This window comes from Streptomyces sp. NPDC008125 (genome assembly GCF_042957125.1).
Lineage (GTDB): Bacteria > Actinomycetota > Actinomycetes > Streptomycetales > Streptomycetaceae > Streptomyces.
In genome coordinates, this window is sequence record NZ_JBIBHR010000005.1 from 283,619 (window position 1) to 309,035 (window position 25,417).

At 72.5% G+C, this 25,417-nt stretch carries 15 protein-coding genes; 10 read left to right on the forward strand and 5 right to left on the reverse strand.

The window, feature by feature from the left end; translation table 11 throughout:
- Positions 1-32 precede the first annotated feature (32 nt).
- Complete coding sequence (locus ACFZAX_RS11285; RefSeq protein WP_390960829.1) at positions 33-1,145, reverse strand: alpha/beta hydrolase-fold protein; 1,113 nt, start codon at positions 1,143-1,145, stop codon at positions 33-35.
- A gap of 255 nt (positions 1,146-1,400) precedes the next feature.
- Between ACFZAX_RS11285 and ACFZAX_RS11290 the strand changes: the two genes are divergently transcribed.
- Both ACFZAX_RS11290 and ACFZAX_RS11295 read left to right on the forward strand, forming a co-directional pair.
- Complete coding sequence (locus ACFZAX_RS11290) at positions 1,401-1,613, forward strand: MbtH family NRPS accessory protein (RefSeq protein WP_390960830.1); 213 nt, start codon at positions 1,401-1,403, stop codon at positions 1,611-1,613.
- 457 nt (positions 1,614-2,070) lie between these two features.
- On the forward strand, positions 2,071-2,493 hold the full coding sequence (locus ACFZAX_RS11295; protein ID WP_390960831.1) for a TIGR03618 family F420-dependent PPOX class oxidoreductase: 423 nt from the start codon (positions 2,071-2,073) through the stop codon (positions 2,491-2,493).
- A gap of 121 nt (positions 2,494-2,614) precedes the next feature.
- Here the strand turns inward: ACFZAX_RS11295 and ACFZAX_RS11300 are convergent, their stop codons facing one another.
- The 3 genes from ACFZAX_RS11300 to ACFZAX_RS11310 all read right to left on the reverse strand — a co-directional run bounded on the left by ACFZAX_RS11300 (position 2,615) and on the right by ACFZAX_RS11310 (position 5,586).
- The gene (locus tag ACFZAX_RS11300) at positions 2,615-3,361 is read right to left on the reverse strand and encodes an ATP nucleotide 3'-pyrophosphokinase (protein WP_390960833.1); all 747 of its coding nucleotides are present in this window, start codon (positions 3,359-3,361) and stop codon (positions 2,615-2,617) included.
- Positions 3,362-3,574: 213 nt separating this feature from the next.
- Entirely contained in the window at positions 3,575-4,750 is a 1,176-nt protein-coding gene (locus ACFZAX_RS11305; RefSeq protein WP_390960834.1) for a GNAT family N-acetyltransferase, read from the reverse strand.
- Entirely contained in the window at positions 4,747-5,586 is an 840-nt protein-coding gene (locus ACFZAX_RS11310; protein ID WP_390960836.1) for a methyltransferase, read from the reverse strand. The genes ACFZAX_RS11305 and ACFZAX_RS11310 overlap by 4 nt, the downstream gene beginning before the upstream one ends.
- A gap of 652 nt (positions 5,587-6,238) precedes the next feature.
- On the opposite strand from ACFZAX_RS11310, the gene ACFZAX_RS11315 reads away from it, so the two are divergent.
- The 8 genes from ACFZAX_RS11315 to ACFZAX_RS11350 all read left to right on the forward strand — a co-directional run bounded on the left by ACFZAX_RS11315 (position 6,239) and on the right by ACFZAX_RS11350 (position 23,974).
- Positions 6,239-7,789 carry a Re/Si-specific NAD(P)(+) transhydrogenase subunit alpha gene (locus ACFZAX_RS11315; RefSeq protein ID WP_390960837.1) on the forward strand — a complete coding sequence of 517 codons (1,551 nt, stop codon included), beginning with the start codon at positions 6,239-6,241 and terminating at the stop codon, positions 7,787-7,789.
- Position 7,790: 1 nt separating this feature from the next.
- Positions 7,791-9,239, forward strand: coding sequence for a Re/Si-specific NAD(P)(+) transhydrogenase subunit beta (gene pntB, locus ACFZAX_RS11320; RefSeq protein WP_390960839.1), 1,449 nt, complete (start codon positions 7,791-7,793; stop codon positions 9,237-9,239).
- A 147-nt stretch (positions 9,240-9,386) separates the two neighbouring features.
- Positions 9,387-10,340 (forward strand): 5'-nucleotidase, encoded by a 954-nt coding sequence (locus ACFZAX_RS11325; protein ID WP_390960840.1) that lies wholly within the window; start codon positions 9,387-9,389, stop codon positions 10,338-10,340.
- Positions 10,341-10,633: 293 nt separating this feature from the next.
- On the forward strand, positions 10,634-10,873 hold the full coding sequence (locus ACFZAX_RS11330) for a winged helix-turn-helix transcriptional regulator (protein WP_390961013.1): 240 nt from the start codon (positions 10,634-10,636) through the stop codon (positions 10,871-10,873).
- A 105-nt stretch (positions 10,874-10,978) separates the two neighbouring features.
- Positions 10,979-15,178, forward strand: coding sequence for an SNF2-related protein (locus ACFZAX_RS11335; protein ID WP_390960841.1), 4,200 nt, complete (start codon positions 10,979-10,981; stop codon positions 15,176-15,178).
- The gene (locus tag ACFZAX_RS11340; RefSeq protein ID WP_390960843.1) at positions 15,175-16,377 is read left to right on the forward strand and encodes a hypothetical protein; all 1,203 of its coding nucleotides are present in this window, start codon (positions 15,175-15,177) and stop codon (positions 16,375-16,377) included. Before ACFZAX_RS11335 ends, ACFZAX_RS11340 begins: the two co-directional genes overlap by 4 nt.
- A gap of 406 nt (positions 16,378-16,783) precedes the next feature.
- Complete coding sequence (locus ACFZAX_RS11345; RefSeq protein WP_390960845.1) at positions 16,784-19,801, forward strand: AAA family ATPase; 3,018 nt, start codon at positions 16,784-16,786, stop codon at positions 19,799-19,801.
- A 420-nt stretch (positions 19,802-20,221) separates the two neighbouring features.
- Complete coding sequence (locus tag ACFZAX_RS11350; protein WP_390960846.1) at positions 20,222-23,974, forward strand: carboxypeptidase regulatory-like domain-containing protein; 3,753 nt, start codon at positions 20,222-20,224, stop codon at positions 23,972-23,974.
- A 666-nt stretch (positions 23,975-24,640) separates the two neighbouring features.
- On the opposite strand, the gene ACFZAX_RS11355 is transcribed toward ACFZAX_RS11350, so the two are convergent.
- Complete coding sequence (locus tag ACFZAX_RS11355; protein ID WP_390960847.1) at positions 24,641-25,000, reverse strand: hypothetical protein; 360 nt, start codon at positions 24,998-25,000, stop codon at positions 24,641-24,643.
- Between the last annotated feature and the right edge of the window lie 417 nt (positions 25,001-25,417).

The window sequence follows — 25,417 nt, forward strand, 5'->3', positions numbered from 1 at the left end:
GGCCGGGACGAAAAGGGCGGCAGGGGCAGGGCTCAGGCCAGCGCCCAGGCGACATCCCGGAGCAGGGCGTGCCGCCAGCCCACCCGGTCGTGGCCCGAGGGCGACCGCGAGACCCGCACGGTCGCCCCGGCCGCCCGGGCCAGCGACTCGACCGCCTCGCAGTGGGGAAGCATCCGCGTCTCGTGCTCGCCCACGTCGAACGCGACGCGCAGCCCGGACAGGCCGGGGTGCTCACGCAACCGGGCTGCCAGGGAGCCCCCGGGCGGGCCGCCCAGCGGGTCCGCCGCACCCACCGCGTCCGGCGACCACCAGAACGACCCCGACTGCACCGCGACCCGTGACACCAGGTCCGGGAAGTCCAGCGCCGCGTGGAGCGCGCTCAGCCCGCCGAGGCTCTGCCCGACCGCCACCAGCCGGCCCGGGTCACCCGGCACACCGGACTCCGCCACCAACGGCAGCAGTTCGTCGCGGACCGCCTCCCACAGCGCCGGCCGGCACCCGAACTCCGCCTCCCGGTCCTTCACCGGCAGGAAGACCAGTGTGACCGGGGGCATGTCGCCCGCGGCCACCGCCGAGTCGAACGCGGTGGTGGCCGGATGCAGATGGAGCCAGTCGTCCCCGTCGAGGAGCAGCACCAACGGACCGCCGCGGCCCGCCGGATGCACCCGTACGGTGCGCCGCCCGCCGAGCCGCTCGCTCGCCCAGCGCAGCCGGGTACGCGGCAGGGGCAGCACGTCGTCCGCTCCGACCAGGGGCCAGTGCGGCTGAGGCGGGGCGTCCGGGGCCGCGGCCAGCGAGCGGTCACCGCCGGCGCCCGCGGGGTTGAGCGGATCGGCGTACGCCCCGTCGTCCGTGAGGAGCTGGTAACTCACCCGCAGCCGCTCGGGCATCACCACCTCGGCGTACCAGCAGTCCGTGTCGCCGAAACGGTGCAGGGGCACCGGCTCCGACCAGCTCTCGAAGACGACGCGCGCGGGGGACCCGCGCCACAGGAAGAGGGCCGCCCAACCGCCGCCGGGCGACGGCACCACCACGGGACTGCGGGCCGACGCCCAGAACGCCTCGGTCCCCGGGCCGCCGGGCAGCCCGAAGTCCGCGAAGCACGGGGGACGGTGGTCCGCTGGGCCGGCCGGGGCGCCCGTCACGGCCGGCCGGCGGAGCGGTGGCGGTCCGTGGTCCGGCGGAACGCGCCCAGCGGCGGGCGGGCTCCGTCCCCGGTGCGGAAGCGTTCGGTCGCGGGAAGCATCAACGTCTCCTTGTGAGAGGGAAGTCGAAGGGCTAGGCTCACGGTGATTAGGTTACCCTAACCTGATGATCCCGCTGCGGATGGACGTCGGTACGGCCGCGAACCACCCGCTCGACACGGCCGCCCGGCCGGTCCGCCGAGGAGGCGCTGACACATGAGCACCAACCCGTTCGACGACCCCGAAGGCCGCTTCCTGGTCCTGGTGAACGACGAGGGCCAGCACTCGCTCTGGCCGTCCTTCGCCGAGGTCCCCGGAGGGTGGGCCATCGCCTTCGAGGAGAACACCCGGGACGCGTGCCTGGAGTTCGTCGAGACCAACTGGACCGACCTGCGACCCCGTTCGCTCGCCGCGGCCATGGATGCCTGACGCCTGACGCCTGACGCCCCGGCTCCTGCGGGGCGGCGCGCCGCACGCCGCGCCCGACCGTCCTCGATCCGCCGGACACCACTCAGGGCGGTCTTCGGCGGGTGCCCACCCCGCAGGGGCTGTCGCCGACGTCACCGTGAAGCCGTGGGCAAGGAATCGGGCTGGTGTCGCGCCCCTGGGGCGTGATCCCGTACAGGTGAGCGGAGGAGGGACGTGCGTCGCTCCATGGTGGTGCAGGCGCCGGAGCCGGATCCGGAAGCACCCGTGGTCCCCTGATCCAGTTCGCCCGTAAATCTCCGACGCGGGCGCGCAGGGCCGGTGGGGAGAGCAAGGGGTACGTCGACACGGGGTGCGCTGCCCGTTCCAGTGAGAGCCGCCCGGGGCCCGACGGTGAGGCGCCCGGGCCGCCTCGACGCGCCGGGGAACAGAGCGCGCCGGGAGCCGGTTGGCGCCGCACATGACGTTATTCGCAGGCTTCGCCCCCGCCACCGAGGAACTACTCGACGGCAGGAACTTCGCCACCCTCGCCACCATCAACCCTGACGGCGGTCCGCAGACTTCGGTGGTCGGGTTCGAGCGAGAGGGCGACACGCTGCTCATCTCCGTGACCTCCGCACGGAAGAAGGCCCGGAACATCGAGCGCGACCCGCGTGTCAGCCTCACGGTCTTCGACCAGGGCAACCCGTACCGGTCGGCCGAGATCAGGGGCACCGCCGAACGGCTGCCCGACCCGGACAAGGTGCTGCCGAAGCGGCTCTCTCAGCGCTGTCCGGCAGAGGATCCGCCTGCCGGGAGTCCCGAGGAGAGGCGGCTGATCGTCCGGGTCACCCCGGAACGGGTGAACGACTTCGCGGCCCAGGTCCCCGCGCCCGACGCGTAGTCGACCCCCGCCGGCGGGCCGGGCCCAGCGCCCCCTGAAGGGGCGGCCGGCGCGCGCACCCGCCACCACCGGGCCCCCGCGGCCGCTGTCGCTGTTCCACGGCCACGGGGGCCCGGCGTGTTCACGCGGGCGCCGGCAGCGTCCGAACGGTCCCGGGGGCGGCGAGGGACTCGGCGCCGCTCGGTACGGGCACGGCGGCGAAGAGGGCGTCCTGTTCCCGCTGCAACCGCTGCTTGCGCGCGGCGCTGGTGGAGGGGAGCCGCTGCTCCTCGTACAGCTTGTGGGTGGCCTCCTGGGCGTGCTTGCTGGCGGGGGTGTGGAACTGGATCTCGAACAGCTGGCCGGAACGAGGCGCCCGCCAACCGGTGTTGAGGGCCTTGTAGCCGCTGGTACGACCCCAGGTGTTCGACCACTTGGTGCTGTCGTTGCCGAAGGAGTCGAGCGTGTCCGCGACGTCGGTGACACCGGCCGTGTATGCGGCGTCCTGCCACTGCACGGTGTAGCGCACGGCGTCGCTGATGCCCGCCAGCACCGTGTCGATGTTGCGGCCGGCATCCTGGACGAGCGCGGTGGCGACCTTCCGCTTCAGGGAGTCGGGCGACTTCAGGCGCTGGTCGAAGCCGATGATCTCCGCGCCCGAGAGGGCGGCGGCGGTGCGGACCTGGACGCTGATGCTGCGTTCCGCCTGCCGGGCGTGGTCCAGGTAGGTATCGACCTTGTTGTTCTGGGCGGCCGTCAGGCTGAGTCCGCCCTCACCCTTCCAGCCCTGGGGCTCGTCGGCCGCGGCCACCGAACCCAGGGAGAGGACGGCGGTGAACGCGACAGCGACGGCCGTACGGCCCACGACGGGGCGGGTGCTGATGTTCATGCGGTGGTACCGGTCTTTCTGGTGCGGGGGAAGGGGGCCCGGTCCGTTGGACGGATCACACCGTGCGAACGATCTTGGCCGCCGGGGGTCACGTCCCGCACCGGACCGGGGAGCCGCCCCGTGCCGCTCCCACCCGCCCCGCCCCGACCGCCCGGCGACTTCCGCCGCCCCGGCGGTCCGCCCGGGAGGACGGCCGCCCGGGCGGGGCGCGCCTCACTCCGCTTCCCAGTCCCAGGTGTCGAAGTACGCCGTCTCGCCCGACCGCCGGGCACCGTCGATGGCCAGCAGCCGGCGGTAGTCGCCGTCGGGCATGTGGTCCCGCCACTCCTCCAGCGGCCGTACCCGCACCTCGTCGTGCTCTGCCGGATCCAGGACGATCGCCTCGATCTGACGCCGGGTGAGACGCCCGCCGTCGAATACACACCCGAAGGTGCTGTACGGCCACTGCGCGCCCGGCAGGCCGTAGACGGCGGCCAGCAGACGCCGGGGAGGCCCGCCCACGACGATCCCGGTCTCCTCCCGGCACTCGCGCACGGCTGTACCCCAGGGGCGCTCGCCCGGGTCCATCGTGCCGCCGGGAACCTGCCACGGGTGCGAGGAGGAGTACACCGCGTGCAGTTGCAGCGGATGGCCGTCCTCATCGGTGAAGTACAGCCCGGCGAAGCCCGTGGCGTGCATGACCGTCTCCGCGAACTGCGCGGTCGACAGCCCCGCCACGTTTCCGGACCGCCGGACGGGGGCCCGGGTCATCCGCAGCAGCGCCGCGTCGTGGAAGAATCCGAACCGCTCGTAGAACGGCACCGGTTCACCGCCGGTGTGGAGCGCGTACTCGGTGACGCCCAGCTCCTCCAGATGCCGCAGCAGGGCGCCCAGCGCGGCGCTGGCGTAGCCGCGCCCGCGGTGGGCGGGCTCGGTGGCGACGGTGTCCACGTGTGCCGCGAGGCCCTCGGGGGAGTCGCTCGACGGGAACACCGGATGCACCAGGGCGAGCGCACAACTGGCCAGCCCGCCCCCCGCAGGCGCGTCGACCACGTAGGCCACAGCGCTGCCGGCCGCCGTGAGACGGGCCGCCAGGAGGGTACGGGTCGCGGCGAGCCTCTCCGGTGAAAGCGGCTCGGGGCAGGTGTGCGCCGACTTCAGCCGCGCGATCTCCGCCGCGTCACCGGGAACGGCGGGCCGGGGCTCGGGAACGGCGAAGGGCCGGGCGCCACCGGCCGTCACCCACCGGTCCCCGGTACCGTCCGGGCGGCGCGAACGCGGCACCGGGCCGTGGCCCCGGTTCGCACCTTCCGGCAGCGCGCGTTCGCCGTGCCCCGGAAGGGACCGGCGCGCACGGGCCGGCGGTGCGGCGGGCTGCTCGCGCTGCTCTCCGGCAGCCTCGCCCCTCACGCGAGGTCTCCCGGCCGCCTGGCGAGACACACGGTGAACACGCTCTCCTCGGTCAGTGGGCCGGGAGCGGCGTGGGCGGAGAGGAGCCGGCGCGCGTCGTCCTCGAAGGCGGCGTGCCGGTCACCGAAGAGCGCCGGACCGGCGAACGAGGTCGTCGCGAGGTGCCCCACCACCTGGTCCGGTTCCCAGACGCGGGTCACCGGGAACTCGTGCACGCTCACCGTGCTGAACGCCGATCCGGCCAGATCCTCTCCGTACGGGCGGGACGGCTCCGCGTACGCGCCCGCCGTACCGGCACGACGGACAGGGCCGAGGTACGACTGGATCAGCGACCGCAGGGCGCGCGTCCAGTCGGCGTCGTGCGTCCACAGGCTCCCGTCACCCATCACCGCGAAGACGGCGCCGGGAGCGGCCACCCGGTCCGCCATCGCCAGGACGGCCTGCCGGTCCATCCAGTGGAAGGCGCGGCAGCACGTGATCAGGTGCGGACGACGGTCGGGGTCCAACGGCCCGAAGTCCTCCGCGCGGCCGGCGAACCCGGTGACCCGCGACGCGCCCAGTTCCGGCAGCAGTGCGTCGAGCGCCGCACGCATCCGTTCACGGCTCGTGTCCACCACCGACACATGGGCCGGAGCCAGCGACTCCAGTATGGACGAGGGAACCTGGCCGGTCCCCGTCCCGAGGTCCAGCAGCACCGGGGCGGGTACCCCGGAGAGTGTCGCGGCGAGGAACCGGGCCGCCTCCGGCGGCACACCGGGCCGGTGACTCGCGTACGCGCGCGCGGTCCCGAAGTGGTCCGGCGGCGGTGAACCCCGGTCCGTGCACTCTTCCGTCATCAGCGGTGTTCCTCCTTGAGGCGTGCGGGGGCGGCCCGCCGCGCCGGCGCCGTACGGGCCGGGGCGGCCGACGGCCGGTGGGTGAGGGGCACCCACCGCATGGTGAACGGATGTTCCGGGCCCGCGGTCACGGACATCCGCCCCGACTCGCCGTACGGACCTGCCGGTGCTCCGCCGCGTCCTTCTGCCCACGACCTCCAGCACGTGAACGACCGGGGGACCTGTCCCCCGCAGAGCCCACCGCCTGACTCGCGCCTGCGCCGGACTACCGCCCCACGGGCGCGATCGTCAACCCGCTCTCCCTGTGCTGATCCGCGCTCGGACATGGTCTGGTGCGGCCCGGACGAACGGGGCAGCATCTAAGGGCTGTCCCGCCTCGATCCGCCCGACACCACCTGGGCCGCCTCCGGCAGACCTGCCGGCGGAGGCGCTGAAGGCTGTGCCGCGGATCCTGGCGGGTGCGCGACGACGACACGGCGCCTCGCCGTGTCGTCGGAACGTCCGCATGCATCCAGTATGCGGACGTCCCTCCGCCTTGCGATGCACCGCGTCCGACTCCGCGCACAGCTCCACCAGCACCAGTGGGACAGCCTTCGGCTCCGCCCAACTCACCATCCGCGCACCGTGATCCACCCTTCCAAGGAGCTCTTCCATGCTCATCGGAGTGACCCGCGAGCCGGCCGGGGAGACCCGTGTGGCCGCGACCCCGGCGACCGTCAGACAACTCACCGCCCTCGGTTACACCGTGGTGGTCGAGTCCGGAGCCGGTGAGCTCTCCGCGTTCACCGACGCCGGGTACACCGGAGCCGGGGCCGCCACCGGCACCGCCGACGACGCGTGGGGCGCGGACATCGTCCTGCGCGTCGACGCACCCGCCCCCCGAGACATCGACAGGCTGAAGGACGGGGCCCTGCTGGTCTCCACGCTGGCCCCGGCCCTCAACCCCGGCCTCGTGGACGCCCTGGCCGAACGGGACATCACCGTCCTCGCCATGGACGCCGTGCCGCGCATCAGCCGCGCCCAGTCCCTGGACGTCCTGTCCAGCATGGCCAACATCGCCGGCTACCGGGCCGTGATCGAGGCCGCCCACGCGTTCGGCCGGTTCTTCACCGGCCAGGTGACCGCCGCCGGAAAGGTCCCGCCGGCCAAGGTCCTCGTCGCCGGCGCCGGAGTCGCGGGCCTCGCGGCGATCGGCGCCGCGTCCAGCCTCGGCGCCGTCGTACGCGCCACGGACCCGCGCCCCGAAGTCGCCGACCAGGTCAAGTCACTCGGCGGCGAGTACCTCCCGGTCGTCGTCGACGAAGAGGCCCAGCAGTCCGGCGACGGCTACGCCAGGGCCACCTCGGACCTCTACGACGCCGCCGCCCGCGAGCTCTACTCCGCCCAGGCCGCCGACGTGGACATCATCATCACCACCGCCCTCATCCCCGGGCGCCCGGCCCCCCGGCTGATCACCGAGGCCGACGTCGCCACGATGAGGGCCGGCTCCGTGATCGTCGACATGGCCGTCGCACAGGGCGGCAACGTCGCCGGCAGCGTCGAAGGCCGGAAGGTCGTCACCGACAACGGTGTGACCATCCTCGGCTACAGCGATCTGGCGGGCCGTCTCCCCACCCAGGCAAGCCAGTTGTACGGCACCAACCTCGTCAACCTGCTCAAACTGCTCACGCCCGGAAAGGACGGCGAAGCCGTCCTCGATCTCGACGACCCCGTCCAGCGCGGCATCACGGTCGTCCGCGCGACCGGGGACGGAAGGGGCGAAATGCTCTGGCCGCCGCCCCCGGTCCAGGTCAGCGCCGCCCCCGCGACCGCGCCCGTCGCCGCGGTGGCCGCGAGACCACGGCACAAGCCCCTGGCCGGCCCCGCGAAACTCGCGCTCGTCCTCACCGGAATCGCCCTGCTCTGGCTCGTGATCGCCTTCGCCCCGGCGCCGATCCCGCAGAACTTCACCGTACTCACCCTGGCTGTCGTCATCGGCTACTACGTCATCGGCAAGGTCCACCACGCGCTCCACACGCCCCTGATGAGCGTCACCAACGCCATCTCCGGGGTCATCGTCGTCGGAGCACTGGTCCAGGTCGGCCTCGGCGGGCACACGATCCAGGCGCTGGCCGGCCTCGCGACCCTGCTCGCCTCCGTCAACATCGTCGGCGGCTTCGCGGTCACGCGCCGCATGCTCGCCATGTTCAGCAAGGGGAACTGACGTGACCGCAGCCTCGATCTCCACCGCGGCGTACCTCGTCGCCGCCCTGCTCTTCATCCTCTCCCTGGCGGGCCTGAGCAAGCACGAGACGGCCCGGCAGGGGTGGGCGTACGGAGTGGCCGGCATGGCCGTCGCCCTCGCCGCCACCATCGGGCTGACCCTCCACGACACCTCGGTACGGGGCGGGACCGCGCTCGTCCTCGCGCTCTCCCTCGCTGCCGGCGCCGTCATCGGGCTCTGGCGCGCCCGCGTGGTGAAGATGACCGGCATGCCCGAACTGATCGCGCTGCTGCACTCGTTCGTGGGCCTCGCCGCCGTGCTGGTCGGCTGGGCCTCCTACATCGAGGTCGAACGCCACGGTGAGGGAGGCTTCTCCGGATCGCTCCTGAGCATCCACCACGCCGAGGTCTCCCTCGGCATCTTCATCGGCGCCGTGACCTTCACCGGCTCGATCGTCGCCAACCTCAAGCTGAGCGCGAGGATCAAGTCCGCCCCGCTCGTGCTGCCCGGCAAGAACATCCTCAACCTCGGCGCCCTGCTCGCCTTCGTGGTCCTCACCGTCCTCTTCGTCGCCCGCCCGACTCTCTGGCCGGTCATCGCGGTGACCGCGATCGCGCTGCTCTTCGGCTGGCACCTGGTCGCCTCGATCGGCGGTGGAGACATGCCCGTCGTGGTCTCCATGCTCAACAGCTACTCCGGCTGGGCGGCCGCCGCGAGCGGGTTCCTGCTCGACAACGACCTGCTCATCGTCGTCGGCGCGCTGGTCGGCTCCTCGGGTGCGTACCTCTCGTACATCATGTGCAAGGCCATGAACCGCTCCTTCGTCTCGGTCATCGCGGGCGGCTTCGGGATCGAGGCGCCCGGGAGCGGCGGCGACGACGGACAGGGGGAGCACCGCGAGACCAACGCCGACGAGACCGCCGAACTCCTGGCCGGCGCCTCCCGGGTGGTGATCACCCCCGGCTACGGCATGGCGGTGGCCCAGGCGCAGTACCCGGTCGCCGAACTGACCCGCCTCCTGCGATCCCGGGGCGTCGACGTCCGGTTCGCCATCCACCCGGTCGCCGGCCGCCTGCCGGGCCACATGAACGTGCTGCTCGCCGAAGCCAAGGTGCCCTACGACATCGTGCTGGAGATGGACGAGATCAACGACGACCTCGCCGGCACCGACGTCGTCCTGGTCATCGGCGCCAACGACACCGTCAACCCGGCCGCCATGGACGACCCCGGCAGCCCGATCGCCGGCATGCCGGTCCTGCGGGTCTGGGAGGCCGCGAACGTCGTCGTCTTCAAGCGGTCGATGGCCAGCGGATACGCCGGAGTGCAGAATCCGCTCTTCTTCCGCGAGAACACCGCCATGCTCTTCGGCGACGCGAAAACCAGGAGCGACGAGATCGTGGCAGCCCTGGCCACGCTCGCAGGCACCCGCGTGGCACCTGTCCCGGCCTGAGTGACCTGCCCGCCCCGCCGCGGTGGCCGGGCGAGGGCGGGCGGTCTTCCGGCACCCGGACCGTCCGGCGGACACCCGTCGGCACCGTCAACGAACCCCGGTGCGAAGATGCGATGACATGAGGAGCGGGCCGACCAAGGGATTGCTGTGGGCTACGAACTTTCGAACCGGCTCGTCGTCGGGATCGCGTCCAGCGCTCTCTTCGACCTGACCGAGTCGGACGCCATTTTCCGCGAACACGGCGAAGAAGGCTACCGCGGCTACCAGGAGAAGCACCGGGACGACGAACTCCGGCCGGGAGTGGCATTCCCGTTCATCCGCCGTCTGCTGTCGCTCAACAGCCTGAGCACGGCCGACGACCCGCTGGTGGAGGTCATCGTGCTGTCCCGCAACGACCCCGACACCGGACTCCGGGTCATGCGCTCCATAGAGTCCCACGGACTGCCCATCAGCCGTGCCATCTTCCGGCAGGGCCGATCGCCGTACGACTTCATGCCCGCGCTCAACATGTCGCTGTTCCTGTCGGCGAACGGGCAGGACGTCCGAGGGGCCGTCTCCTCCGGTCTCGCGGCCGGACACGTCCTGGGCGCGCCGCACGAGGACGACTCGGACGACGACGACCTGCGCATCTCCTTCGACTTCGACGGCGTACTCGCGGGAGACGAGTCGGAGCAGGTCTTCCAGACGGGCGGGATCGAGGAGTTCCGCGCCCACGAGACGAGGAACGCCGCCATCCCGCACGACGCCGGGCCGCTCAAGGAGTTCCTCGCCGGCGTGAACCGTATCCAGCAGCGCGAGGAGGAGGAACGCCGGAGGAACCCCGGCTACCGGATCCGTCTCCACGTCTCGATCGTCACCGCGCGGAACGCCCCCGCCCACGAGCGCGCCGTCACCAGCCTGAAGGGATGGGGTCTGAGGGTCAACGACGCCTTCTTCCTCGGTGGCATCGACAAGGGCGAGATCATGAAGGTCCTCAGACCGCACATCTTCTTCGACGACCAGGAGACCCACCTGGTCAGCACCTCGCGGACGACGCCCAGCGTGCACGTCCCGTTCGGGAAGATCAACGAGGTCGCCGAGACCGACCGCCGTCCCGCCTGACCGGGGTCCTGGTCACCGCCCCGGTCCCGTACGGCCCGTCAGGCGGCATCCGGAGCGGTCGGCACCCCCCGCCTGAGGATGCAGGGTCCGCGCCGGGTCGTCGCCAGGACTCGCCCGACCGGCATCACGCCCACGGCGTGGCGGCCCATCACCGCGGCCGCGAACGCTGCAGAGGCGAGCGCCGAGACGCTCCGGCTACGGGTCACCGCGGGCAGGGAAGCGCAGTGCCCGGTCCGGGCGAGGTCCAGGGCGCGCGAGGAGTGACGTGGACCAAGGACTGCTCGGCGCACGGAGTGCTGGGGCATCTCGCCGGCCGGTGGACGAGCCTGATCCGCACGGCGCTGCTGGTCGAACCCTTGCTCTACCACGCACTACGTAGGGCGATCACGGGAATCAGCGACAAGAGCCTGGCGGCCACGCTGCGCTCGCTCCAGCACGACGGCCTGAGCAGGGCGGAGGACAGGCCATGGACGACCGGCCCTCGGACATCCGCTCGACGCGCTCGGTCGAAACCCCCCTCGCCCTTCGCTTAGTGTGTCCGTGTCTTAGCCGTCAGTAAGCACAGACCGGGCGCCGGCGGCTCGTGCAGGGGAGTGGGAGTGGGTTTCACGGCAACAGCCGGACCGGAAGACCGCGCGGTGAGCGAGCTGGACACCCAGCAGTGGCACGAAGCGCTCAGGCAGCTCGCGGGAGCCGGGAACGACGACACCGCGATGGCCGACGACGCGGTCCGCCGTCACCGCGCCGGCCTGCTGACGGTACGGGACATGCGCCTGGTACTGCTGGCCCGGGCCGACGCTCCTGCGTGGGCGCCCGCCCGACAGGCCGTCATGGAAACCCTGTCGCACCACCCGCAAACGGCCCGGCAGGTCCTGACCACCCACATCCAGGTGGAGCTCTGGCCGCCCCTGCGGTTCGAGGACACCACCACCGCTCCGGGCACCCGGGCGAGGTTCACCGTCGCCGCCGTGGCCGGGCCGGCCGAGTCCCCGGTCACCGGCCCCGCCCAGTCCGCCTCCAGCAGCAAGGAGGCGAAGGACCGGGCCGCGCTCGCCCTGCTGGCCCGCCTTGCCGGGGCCGCCCTGCCCGGCCAGGAGCCGGCCGGTCCCGGCAAGGCGGAGCGCGTGGTCCTGCCGGGGATGCTCACGGAGATCTTCGAGCACCGTCTGGGCCGGGACGTGGCATCCGGACGATGCCCTGCTCCCGACCTGGAGGCAGAAGTCCTGCGCCGTGCCCGCACGTCGCGGCTGCGCCACCACGACCTGTACCTCCTGTTGTTCGAAGCTCGTGGCCCGGCCTGGGCAGTCGTACGCGAAGCCGCCTTCGCACGGGCGGCGGCCATGCCACCGGCCCTGGCCCGGCTCCTGAACCAGCACGCTGAGCAGCACGGCGTGGACCACGGCCTGTCCTACCAGGAAGACGTCGACGAGCAGGGCCGCCATCACACGCAAGCGGAGCTGGCGACGGGGGAGGGGACGGTGACCGGCCCGGTGCGCTCCGCCGCGGCGCGCAAGACGGCCCGGCACCACGCGTCGTGCGCGCTGCTCGCCCTCCTGGCGGACCTCCCCGAACCGGTGTACCCGGCCCCCGACAAGCCGGCGCCCACGCCGAGGATCCCGGTTCCCGGACCGGGCCAGGATCCGGTCAAGTACCTCAACAAAGCTCATCAGCTCGACCTCATCACCAAGCCCGGGGCGACCGTCCGCGCACTGGGCTCCTCGAAGGAGGTCACCTACACCTGCCGGCACGTGGCGTCCGGCACGCTGGTGAAGGCGACCGCCACCGGCCCGGACAAGACCGCCGCACGCCAGGCGGCGGCGCTGAAACTGCTGCGCGAGCTCCACGCCCTCGATGACGCCGCCCCCGCTCCGGCGGAGGGCGACGCGGGAGCCGCCACCGGTGAGCAGCAGGCGGTCCGCCCGGACGGCCCTTCCACCGCGCCGGTGCCTCCGCCGGCCCCCCGCACGCCGGGGCCGGCGCAACGCACCGTCCTCGACGTGCGAGACCGTCCGGCACCAGTCCTGCTGCGGTGCGCCGTCTCCACCGGCTGCACGGTCACGTTCGTACCCGCCGAAACCGGCCGGCCGGCCGCGTGGCGGGTGCAGGACGACGGCCGGCAGGCGCTGCCCATGACCGGGCTGCCCGCCCCCCTGGTCGCCGAGGCACGCCCCCACGGCCGGGCCGGCTGGCGCCTCCCTCTTCATGTGGGCCTGCCGGTGCTGTGCCGCACGCACCGCGGCGCGAGTCCGGCGGCAACGTTCTGGCAGCGGGGCCTGCACATCGCCCTGCAGCTCATCGCGGCCCGGCTGGTCCATCCCGCCCACGGCGACGACGGCCGGGCGGCGTGGCGCGTCGGGCCGATCCCGCCCAACGCCGAACACGCCCTGACCGTGCTCGCCGCCGCCGCGCCCACCGGCGCGACGCCGCCCGCGACGCCGGCCCGCCAGGCGCTCACCGCCGTGGCCGACGCGGTTGCCGACGCTCTGGTCCGTACCCCGGCCGCCGCCCTGTTCGGTACCGGCCCCTGGACGCACCCCGACCGGACGACGGTGGACGCCGCCTGCGAGCAGGCGGTGGGGGGCTGGCTCGACGGGGTGGAGGAACAGGCCGACGGCGGCCCGGCCCCGCAGGTGATCCTGCGCGTCGAGGCTCCCAGCGACGACCAGGCCGCCGCAGGCCGCCTCACCGCCGAACTGCACCTGGCGCCCGCCGACGCCGGCACCGACGTCGCCGCCGGCGTGGACGCGGTGCCGGCCGCGCACCTCTGGTCGGGCGCCGCCCGCCTCGCCGGCCGGCAGTCGGACACCATCCGTCCGCGCGTCCGTCGCGTCCTGCGCCGGGCCGCACGCCGGTGCCCCGCACTGGCCGGACTCGCCGCCCAGGATCGTCCCGGGCGCTGCACGCTTGACCCGGAAGCGGTCGAGGCGCTGCTGGAGCAGGAGACCGAACTCGCCGAGCACGGCGTACGGGTGGTGTGGCCCGAGCATCTGCGCACCGCGCTGCAGACCGCCGCGGTCATCGGCACCGAGCCCCGCACCGGCCCGGCCGTACACCGCCCCGTGGGCGAGGCGCCCCGGTTCAGCGTCACCGCACTCCTGGACTTCCGCTGGCAGATCGCCCTGGACGGCGTGCCGCTCAGCGAGGAGGAGATGGACGCGCTGGCCGAAGCGGCCCGGCCCCTGGTACGCGTCCGTGGCCACTGGGTTCTGGCCGACCCCGTCCTGCGCCGGCGAGCACGGCACCGTCCGCTGGGGCACCTGCCGGGCACTGAGGCGCTGACCGCCGCGCTGACCGGCACCGTCACCGTCGACGGCACGGTCGTCCCCTGTCGGACCGCAGGGCGACTCGCCCACGTGATCGGTGTGCTCACCAGCGGCGAACACCATCCCGAGACGGTGCCCGCCCCCGACGGCCTGGGTGCGACGCTGCGCGACTACCAGCAGCGGGCCCTGACCTGGCTCGCCCACACCACCGGCCTCGGCTTCGGGGCGGTCCTCGCCGACGACATGGGTCTGGGCAAGACGCTCACCGCGCTCGCCTTCACCCTCCACCATCAGCAGCAGGCCCCGGGCCCGGCTCTGGTCGTCTGCCCGGCCTCCCTGATCACGACCTGGTGCCGCGAGGCCGCCAAGTTCACGCCCGGCCTGAACGTCCTCGCCTACCACGGACCCGACCGCACCCTCGACGAGGTCACCGACACCACGGTGGTGGTCACCACCTACGGCGTCCTGCGCCGCGACCAGGCCCGCCTGGGCGGCCGCGCCTGGTCGCTGGTCATCGCCGACGAAGCCCAGTACGCGAAGAACCCCGCCTCCACCACCGCCCGGAACCTGCGCGCCCTCTCCTCCACCACACGCCTCGCGTTGACCGGCACCCCCGTGGAGAACAACCTCTCCGAGCTGTGGGCCCTGCTGGACTGGGCCAATCCGGGCCTCTTCGGCCCTCTGAAGGCCTACCGGTCCCGGTGGGCGAACGCGGCGGAGAAGGACCCCGGCGGCGACAGGGCCGTCGAACTCGGCCGGATCATCGCACCGTTCCTGCTGCGGCGACGCAAAACGGACCCCGGGATCGCCCCGGAGCTCCCCGCCAAGATCGACCAGCCGCGGCACGTCCGGCTCACCACCGAGCAAGCCGGCCTCTACGAGGCCCTCGTCCGCGAAACCCTCCAGCAGATCCAGGAAGCCAGCGGCATCACCCGCAACGGTCTCGTCTTCAAGCTGCTCACCGCCCTGAAGAAGATCACCAACCACCCCGCGCACTACCTGCGCGAGGAGCCGGAAACCGCGACGGGCACCCCCGAGTTCACCGCCCGCTCGGCCAAGACCGCGGCCCTGATGGACCTTCTCGGCGCGATCCGGCTCCGCTCCGAGGCCTCGCTCCTCTTCACCAGCTACGTGACCATGGGACATCTGCTCCATCGCCACCTCGACCGGCACGGCTACGACCCGCTCTTCCTCCACGGCGCCACCTCCCTGCCCGAGCGCCAGCGGATGGTCGACGCCTTCCAAGCCGGCCTGCACCCCGTGATGATCCTCTCCCTCAGGGCCGCCGGGACCGGACTGACCCTCACCCGCGCCGCCCACGTCATCCACTACGACCGAAGCTGGAACGCGGCCATCGAGGACCAGGCCACCGACCGCGCCCACCGCATCGGCCAGCAGCAAGCCGTCACGGTGCACCGCCTCATCACCGAGCACACCGTCGAGGACCGCATCGACGAACTCCTCACCCACAAACGCGCCCTCGCCTCCGCCGTCCTGACCGGTGGCGACCGCGCCCTCACCCAGCTCACCGACCGGGAACTCGCCGACCTCGTCACCCTGGGAGCCTGCCGATGACCCGCCCCGCCGACGTGTGGGCCCGCGCCCTGACCGCCGCTCTCACCACCACCACCGACACCGCGATCCTGCGCGCCGCACACCGCCTGCTCGCCGTCGAGGACGCCCAGCTCAATGTGAACAAGGGCTTCGCCACCGCCAAATTCCCGCTCCCCGACGGCCGGTCCGTCCGCCCCCGTCTCCTCGTCGAAGAACTCACCGGCGAGCAGTGGGACCGCGTCGAAGCAGCGATCGCCACGCATGCTCCCGGCACCGGCACCGGCACCGTCAGCGACGAATGCGCCGATCCCGACCGCACCGCGGGCATCCCGCTGCTTCCTTCCGCGCAGGATCTCTCCCACGTCTGTACCTGCACCCCTACGCCCCCCGACTCCTGCGCGCACACCGTCGCCGTCGGACTCCTCCTCGCCGAACGGCTCCGTACCACCGCCGCCCCGATCTTCACCCTCCGAGGCCGCCCCCACCAGCAGATCAAGAAGCGCCTGCGCGCCACCGGCGGCCCCACCGTCGCGACCTCCCCGGCCCGAGCCCCGACAGCCGTCCCGCCGCCCGCGACCGACCCCGTCCCCGGCATTCCGGCCCAGCAACCCGCCCCGATGCCCGAACCCGCCGACCTCGACCTCACCAACGCCCGCCCGGTCCTCACCGGACCGCTCCCACCGCCCCCCGCGCCGCTGCCCGGACTGCCCGCCCAGAACGCTCTCGTCGCCGACGCCGCCCACCGCGCACGAGCGCTCCTGACCGGCACCGAACAGCCCGACGCGCCGGACACCGGAAGCGACCTCGCCCGCTTCACCGCCCTCGCACACGGTGCGCCCTTCCGCCAGTCCGCCATGGACCACCTCGGCCTCGACATCGTCGGCATGGGACACCTCACCCTCGCCCACACCCACGGCGGGCCCGCCGGTGCCGCCGCCTACCTCCACCGCTACACCGTCGACCAGGACGTCCTCGCCCGCGCCCAGGCCGAGATCCAGCCCTTGCGGCCCGCCCCCAACACGACCGTGGAATACGAGGACAACCACCTCACCGACCCGGCCGCCGGCGTCCAGATCCGCTACGGGCCCGACGGCCGCTGGCACCCCTACCTCGCCCCGTACGGCGCCTGGCAACCCGTCCCCGGCCCCTCCGCGGACCCGGCCCAGGCCTACCGCGCCGCGCGCGCCGCGCGCGCCGCGGCCAGGGTCCGCGCCCGGTAGCACGATCGGTGGTGGCACTGCCCGGCGGTGGCCGGGTTTGTCCGCCCGTCAGCAGGTACCGGGCGCACTTCGGCCACCGTGAGTTCCGTCGCCTGCGCCGCCCGGACGGAAGTGGCGCCTCCTCGCGTGGGACAGGCCCACGGGCCGGCCACGAGTCCCGCGGCAGCGATGGCCGACGGCCCCTCCGCTTCCGCCACCGTCTGACCCACCCGTGGATCATGCTCGTCCGGACCGTCCGCGCCTGCGAGGGCACGTTCGTGACCTGGCACAACAGTGCCCTCCGTGGTCAGCCACACCACGCCGTGGGGCATTTCGCTGCCGCCGAGCGTGAGACGGCTCTGGTGCGAACGAGGGGCAAGAGGCGAGGATGATCAGTGCGTGCTGTGGTGAAGGGGTGGTTCGACCGATGGACGGCGAGTGGAACTCGGCACCACACGTGCTCGCACGGGCCTCCGGAGGCGTCCTCCCGACCGCCGCGGTTCCCCGCCCCGGTGACGTGCCGGACCAGCGTCCCCAGCCGCGGCCACCCGGTTTCGTCGGCAGGAAGGACGAACTGCGCGAAGTCGTCGACGCGCTGACGCCCGGTCGGCCGTCGGCCCTCGTCGTGGTCGAGGGCGAAGCCGGAGTCGGCAAGAGCCGCCTGGTCCGTGAGGCTCTGGCGGGCCGTGAGGCCGAGGCGGCTCAGGACCCGGGCAGTACGCTGATCGCCGTCTGCCCACCCTTCCGGGAGGCGCTCACCTTCGGGCCGATCGTCGACGCGGTCCGGGACGCCTGTCCCGCCGGACCCGCCGGGCTGGGGCTTTCTCCCCTGGCGGGTGTCCTGCGCCCGTTGCTGCCCGAATGGTCCGAAGATCTGCTGCCCGTACCCGAGCCCCTGCCGGATCCCGGTGTCGCCCGGCACCGCCTGTTGCGCGCCCTGGCGGAGCTCCTCGACCTGCTGGCCGTGCGTGTCCTGGTCGTCGAAGACGTCCATTGGTCCGACGACGCCACCCTGGACTTCCTCCTCTTTCTCACCACCCGTCCCACGCGCACCCTCACTCTTGTCCTGACCTACCGTCCCGAGGACCTCCCGCCCGGCTCCCTGCTGCCCCGTCTGACCTCCCGTCCAGCCGCCGGCGTCCGGCACGTCCGTGTCGCCCTGCGTCCCCTGGACGTCACGGAGACCGCAGAGATGGTCTCGTCCATGCTCCACGACGACCATGTCTCCGACGCCTTCTCCACTTTTCTCCACACCCGTACCGACGGCCTCCCGCTCGCACTTGAGGAGTCGGTCCACCTGCTCCGTGACCGAGCCGACCTGGTGCGCCGCGAGGACGAGTGGGTGCGGCACGCCCTCGCGGACATCGCCGTGCCTCCCACCATCCGTGACGCCGTCGCCGAGCGGGTCGCCCGCCTCGACCCGGACGCCCGTACCGTGCTGGAGGCCTCCGCGGTCCTCGGCGAACCCGCCTCCGAAGAAGTGCTGTCCGCCGTCGCCGGACTCCGTGACAACCGGGATCGCAAGGCCGTCGACGGGGCCGTCCGTAGCGGCCTGCTCGCGGAGGGCCCGTACGGACGGCTCGCCTTCCGGCACGCCCTTCCCGCCCAGGCCGTGTACGACGGCCTGGGCGTCCGCGACCGTGCCCGTCTGCACGCCCGTGCCGCCGATGCGTTGGAGGCGGGACCACAGCCCTCTCCGGCCCGCCTCGCCCACCACTTCCGCGGCGCCGGCGACACCGTACGGTGGCTTCGCCATGGCGAACAGGCCGCCGATCTGGCCCTCGCCGCCGGCGACCAGCGGACCGCCGTGTCCTTCGTGCACGACCTGCTGACCGTCCCCGGGCTGCCCGCCCGCGACATCACCCGACTGGTCGGCAAGGTTCCGCTGCACACCTACGGAAGCTTCCCCAACCGGGAAGAGGTCCTGCGCACCCTGCGGGACTGCCTCGCCGGTGAAGGCCTTTCGGCGCGGGACCGAGCGGACGTCCGCATGCAGCTCGGCAGAATCGTGCACGCCGCCGGAGAACTCCGTTTCTCCCAGGACGAGTTCGAGCAGGCGATCCAGGGTCTCGCCTCCGATCCCCCGGAAGCCGCACGGGCGATGATCCTGCTCGGCGTACCGACGGACTCTCCGCTGCCCGTGGCCGAACACCGCCGCTGGCTCGACCGAGCCGCACAACTGATGGAACAGCAAATCCCAGCTGAAAAAAGACTGTTCCACGTTGTCAGTTGGTCCAACGCTCTTCTCCAGCTCGGTGACGAGACCGGCTGGCAACCTGTCGACGGTTTCCTTCGCGACGAGGCCCACGTGAATCCGGGTGACGTCCTCCAGCTGAATCGTGGCTTGCTCAACTCCGGTGCGGGTGCGATGAACTGGGGCCGTTACACCGTGGCGCGACAGCTCCTCACCCGCGCTCTCGACCAGGCGGACCGTCACCGTATCTCCGGCCAGCACATGATGACGGCGGCCAACCTGGTCCATCTGGACTGGTTCTGCGGCCGATGGGAAAGTTTCCCCGACCGCGTACGGGCTCTCGCGGAGTCCGACGACGACCCACGCTTCCTCGCCGAGAAACTGCTGCTTCTCGGCCTGCACGACCTCGCCGCGGGGGAGAGGCTGACCGCCGAGGACCGGCTCACCACCGCCTTGGAAGAGGGCCTGCGCGGGGGCGACCTCCTCCTCCAGGCCGAGCCCGCCGCTGCCCTCGGCCGTCTCTTCCTCGCCGCCGGCGACACCGGCCGGGCCCTCGCGGCCACCGAGAAGGTGGCCCGAACCGTGACCGCCAAGGGCCTGTGGGTGTTCGGCGCCGAACTCATGCCCGCGCGGGTCGAGGCCCTGCTCGCGGCCGGCCGGTCCGACGACGCGGAGCGGCTGGCCGACGCGTTCACCCGAGGCATGACGGGCCGCGCCATCCCCGCCGCAGCCGCCGCCGTGGTCGTCTGCCACGCACTCCTCGCCGAGGCCCAGCGGCCCCCGGCCGTGGCCGCCGACGCCTGGGCGGAGGCCGCCGCGGCCTGGCGAGCCATGCCCCGCCCCTACGAGGCGCTGCTCGCCACCGAGCGCGAGGCCGCCTGCCGCATCGCGGCAGGCGCGTCCGAAGGAGACGTTGCCCTGCTCCACGCAGTGCGGCGCGATCTGGACGCGCTCGGTGCGCGTGGTGACGCAGACCGCGTCGCGGCGGCCCTGCGGGAACGCGGCGAGGCTGCCCGGGTGGTCTGGCGCGGCGGCCGTCGCGGCTACGGCGACCAGCTCTCGCCCCGCGAGACCGAAGTCGTCCGACTGCTCCTCGACGGCCTGACCAACCGGGAGATCGCCGCCGCGCTCTTCCGGTCGCCGAAGACCGTCGCAGCCCAACTCAGGTCGGCCATGCGCAAACACGGTGTGACCACCCGCACGGCGCTCGCCGTGAGCGCGGCCAAGGCGGGCCTGACCCCGGCCCAGTGATCCCCGGCGACGCCCGCCGCAGGCCGGCGCCTGCCGACCGCCGCCCCCGCGCCCGGCCTCGTCTCGATGCCGCGCCGCCCGGAGTTCTTTAAGGCATCCGCCCAATCGCAAGGGGAGCCGCCCGCGCCGGAGACTCGTGCAGCAGGCAACTTTCCCGAGACAGCACGAGAGCGACCTCCTCCCATGAGCAGCCCGGCTCCCGAGCCGCACCACGAGCCCCCGGCCGAACCTCCGCCGCCGCCCGACCCTTCCCAGCCTCCTCCTCCCGCCCCCTTGCCGCCCTTCGCGGACGGCTACGAACCCCTCTGAAACCGGCCCCTCCCCGAAAGGCCCTCCGTGCGTCCGAGATCCGACCACCGACCGCCCCACCGCCGGCGCATACGCACCCTGCTCGCGTACACCGCCGCGGTCTGTACAGGCTTGGGACTGCTGTCCGCCTCGCCCGCGGCCGTCGCGGCGGCGGACCCCCCGGCCGCCGCCGGCCCGAGCGTCCAGCCGTACACCCCTACCGACTGCAACACCCCTGCGCAGAAGCCGGGTCACGCCCGCTGTTTCTCGATGGTGAACACCCGCACCGACCGGCAGATCCTGAGCCGGGCCGCGACCGCAGGGCCGCCGGCCACCGCCCTCGGCCCCGCGGACATCCAGGCCGCCTACGACCTTCCCCGTGGCGGCGAGGGCCGGACGGTCGCCATCATCGACGCCTTCGGCAACTCCCGCGCCGAGGATGACCTGGCCGTCTTCCGCGAGCACTACGGCCTGCCGGCCTGCACCACGGCCAACGGCTGCTTCCGCAAGACCGACCAGCGCGGCGGCACCGACTATCCGGCCGACGACGCGGGCTGGGCCACCGAGACCTCCCTCGACCTGGACGCCGTGTCCGCCGCATGTCCGGACTGCAAGATCCTCCTGGTCCAGGGGGACGACAACTCGCTGGAGAGCCTCGGCGCGGCCGTCGACACGGCCGTCCGGCTCGGCGCCAAATTCGTCTCGAACTCCTACGGCGTCGGTGGCGAGGCGGCCGACGAAACGCTCTACGACCACCACTACGACCACCCGGGCGTCGTCGTCACCGTTTCCACGGGCGACACCGGACACGTGCAGAGCTGGCCGGCCACCAACCCGAACGTGGTCGCGGTCGGCGGCACCCGGCTGAGCGCGGCGCCCGGCACTGCCCGCGGCTGGACCGAGACGGCTTGGGCCGACGGCGGCTCCGGCTGTTCGCTCTTCGAGAACCGACCGGCATACCAGGACGCCGTCGACACCGGCTGCGACACCCGGTCCACGGCAGACATCTCCGCGGACGCCGACCCGGCATCAGGCCTGGGCGTCTACGACACCGTCGGCAACGGCGGCTGGCTCCAAGTGGGCGGCACCAGCCTCTCCGCGCCACTGGCAGCCGCAATGTACGCGCTGGCCGGCGACCCCGCGCCGGACACCTACCCGGTGACCTACCCGTACGCGTACACCGGCGACAGCGGGCTCAACGACGTCACCGCAGGCGCCAACGACTCCTGCGCCGACATCACCTGCACGGCGGGCTCGGGCTACGACGGCCCGACCGGCCTCGGCACACCCAACGGCGTGTCCGCGCTCGCCTTCGGCACCAGCGGCACCCTCACCGGGCGGATCACCGTGCAGGCCGACGGCGCCCCCCTGGCCGGAGCGGTGGTGCGTGCGACGGACACCGCGACGGGACGGAGCTTCCACGCGTCGACGGATGCCGACGGCCGCTACACCCTGGCCGCCCGGACCGGCAGCTACCAGGTCACCGCCTCGCTGTTCGGGTACGCCGACGCCACCAGTCCCACCACCACAGTCGCAGAGGGCACGAGCGCCACAGTCAGCCTGTCCCTCGCCAAGACCGCGACCCGGCGTGTCAGCGGCACGGTCAAGGACGGCGCCGAGCACGGATGGCCGCTCTCCAGCAAGATCACCATTGACGGCTACCCCGGCGGCGCCGTCTACACCGATCCGGAGACCGGCGCATATTCCGTCGACCTCCCGCAGGGCGCGACGTACCAACTGCACGCCACCCCGCTCTACCCGGGCTATCACTCGACCGACCTCACTGTCGAGGTCGGCGGATCGGACCTGAGGAGAAACCTCACCCCCGTGCCCGACAAGGCGCTCTGCACGGCCCCCGGCTACGGCAACGCCGCTGCGGCCGACTTCGAAGGCTGGACCGGAACCGACCCGAGAAGCGGATGGGCCGTCAGCGCTGCCGACGCCGCCGCACCCGGCTGGGAATTCGACGCGCCCCTGGGAATCGACAACCTCACGGGCGGATCCGGCAACTTCGCCACCGCCAACACCCCCGCCCACGACCTCGCGGCCGAGGACACCGTCCTCACCTCACCCGTGGCCGATCTGCGCGGACACACGGCGCGGCTCGACTTCGACTCCCTGTTCGCCGGCGGCGACGGCGTCACCGCCTCAGTCGAGCTCACCGTCGACGGAGGCAAGAGCTGGACCAGCGTCTGGAAGGCGGTCAACGACCCGGTCGAGATGTCCGCCGGCCACGAGACCGTCCAGCTTCCCCAGGCCGAGGGCCAGGCCCGCGTCCAGGTCCGCTTCCACTTCGCCTCCGCAGCGGGCGTCCTCGGGATCTGGCAGACCGACGGCATCCAGCTCGGCGGGTGCAGCGCCCTCGACGGCGGCCTGGTCACCGGCAGCCTCACCGACGGCAACACCGGTAAGCCCGTCAACGGCGCGACCGTCACCGACGCCGCCGCCCCCTACGCTCCCGGCTACTCCGCCACGACTCCCGGCAACGTCGCCGATCCGGGCGGCCGCTACTGGCTGTTCGCGCCGGGTGCGGGCAAACACACCCTCACCGTCTCCGCCCCGCGCTACGCGACCGGTACCCACTCGGTGAAGATCACCGCCGGGCGGGTCGACCCGCTCGACCTCGTGGTCGAAGCCGGACGCGTGACGGCGGCACCGGCGATCTCGTTCGACGCCGCCCTCGGCCGGAAGAAGACCAAGGCCGTCACCTTCACCAACACCGGCAACGCGCCGGTGAAGGTGGACCTTGGCGAACAGAGCACCGCCGGGGGGACCTCGAAGTCCACCGACGGCGCCGCCTGGTCGAGCTTGCCGGACTACCCCGAGCCTGTCATGAGCAACGCCGTCAGCACCTACCAGGGCAAGGTCTACTCCGTGGGCGGCTTCGACCGGGCCGTCGGCGCGACCCTGACCACGCACGGATACGTGTACGACCCGGCCGGCGGCGCGTGGCAGCGGATCGCCGACCTGCCGGAACCGCTCGCCGGGACGTCGTCGGCCTTCGTCGACGGCACGCTGTACGTGGTCGGAGGCCAGAGCAGCGACACCGAGGCGCGCACCACGGTGCTGGCCTACCACCCCACGAGCAACACCTGGACCCGGGCCGCAGACATCCCGCAGGCCGTCAAGTACGCCGGTGTCGCAGTCCTCGACGGCAAGCTCTACGTCGTCTCGGGCTGCGTGGACGACTGCACCAAACCCACCAAGGCCGTCTACCGGTACACGACGACGTCCGATCACTGGACCCGGGTCGCGGACTTCCCGAAGGCCCTGGACAGCACCACGTGCGCGGGCCTGCCCGGCGAGATCGTCTGCGCCGGAGGCATGGACTACACCGACGGTCTGACGGCGGCGGCCTACGCCTACCACCCGTCGACCGCTGCCTGGACACGCATCGCGGACATGCCCACCGCCGTCACGGGTGCGTCCGCCACAGGGGCGAACGGACGGATGCAGGTCCTCGGCGGGTACACCCACGACACCTACGCCTCCGCCGCCGCGGTCGAGTACGACCCGGTCAGCGGTGCCTGGTCCGAGCTACCGGACTCGAACTACCCCGTCTACGAGGGCGCAACGGGGTGCGGGCTCTACGAGGTGGGCGGCGGGCAGAGCGTCCGCTCGTACCTGACCGGCGGCGTCCACGCCGAGTACCTGACCGGCTACGACCAGTGCGAGGGCGACGACGTGTCCTGGCTGTCCGAGACCCGGACCCGGTTCACCCTGAAGCCCGGCCACTCGGTCACCATCCCGGTCACCGCCGATGCCGGCGCCGTCCCGGCGGCCGGCACCTACAAGGCCGAACTCACGATCGGAACGGACTCGCCCTACACCGGACAAGCCGTCGGCATCACCCTGACCGCTGCACACCACCGCACCAGCCACTGACCGTTCCGACCGGGGCCCGCGCGGACGCGACACGTCCACGCGGGCCCCTGCCCCCTTCGTGAAAACCAGGTTCCGCCCCGTCGTCGCAGGAGCCGCGACCAGCGCCGCGCGGACGGTCCGACGTCTGCGCGGTTCACCGAGCCCGGGGCCAGTTCTCGCGGTCGGCGCGGCGTGTGTGCGGGACTCCATCGCTGGCCGGCCTCTCATGGAGAGGCTCGCCGTAGACCGTCCGGCGGTGCGGACGACCTCGGTCGACGGTGGCTACCGCCGGCATCTCGTCGAGCATGCCGCCACCCGCGGCATCAACCCGCACATGGTCCGCCGCGACCCCGCCACCGGAGGGATTGCCGTCCTGCCGCGACGATGTGCCGTCGAGAGAACGCGGGCCGGCTCATGAACCACCGGCGCCCGGCCCGCGACGACAAAGCCCACCCGCACCGCTCCGAGGTCATGATCCACCTCATTGACCCGCAGACTCCCCGCGGAATCCCGTCCGAGCCGGCACGGAACCTGAACCACCCCCGAGCGGTCAATTCGGGACGGAACACGGTGATGGAACACCCGAGGCCGCGTAGTCAGGCCTTGGCGGTAACCGTCCAGCGATTCGGCCGCCGAGATCGGCTCAGCCTCGATATCCGACATCCACCGGTCCACAGCTCGGGCCGGTCACCACAGGGAGATGGACCACACGTCCCCTGCCTGATGGCCGTCCGGATCGGTGGGGCCTGAACCGTACGGATCAGGATCGAGGATGACGTCGATGCGGGCGGCGGACCCGGATACGCGGTAGCGGTGCATGTCGCGCGAGGTTTCTCCGAGCTCCACCGAGTGTCCCAGGGACAGGATGGCGGCCCGAAGATCTTCGAACGGCAGCCGGGGCGCGAACTTCCCGTACTTCCGCGAAAGCGGAAGCGGCACGGTGTTCGGGGACAGGTCGTACAGCAGCCGTTGAGGCTTGACGCCGAAGCCGAAGCAGCACATCTGCCCCTGGAGGCGCTGCTGGTCCGGTGAGAAGTTGATCTCCACGAGTCCGTAGTCCCTCCGTAGGAGGCCGCCGCCGGGAACATCGAGGAAATCCGGCCCCACGGCAGCTTCCCAGCCACCGGGGTCGGTGCCGATTCCAGCTCCGAGTACGTCGCCACTCGTGGCGACGTGGGTGAAAAAGTCTAGAGCTGGTACCTGCTGACCTGCCTTGTTCGTTCGAAAAAACCGTCTCGAACGGTACCAGCGCTGCCGATTCCGTGACTCGGCCAACCTTCGGTGGATGCAGGGCCGCGCCCCTTGAGCACCGAGATGATCACTGGTGTGGGCGGTCCGGGAGGGCCTACCGGACCACGGTGTCGGGTTCACCCCGCGACCCGATGCTCGTCGGCACGGTTCCGCTCGATCCGTGCAGTACGTGCGGGAGGCGGAAGAGGTCTCGCCCGGCGTCCTCGTGGTCCG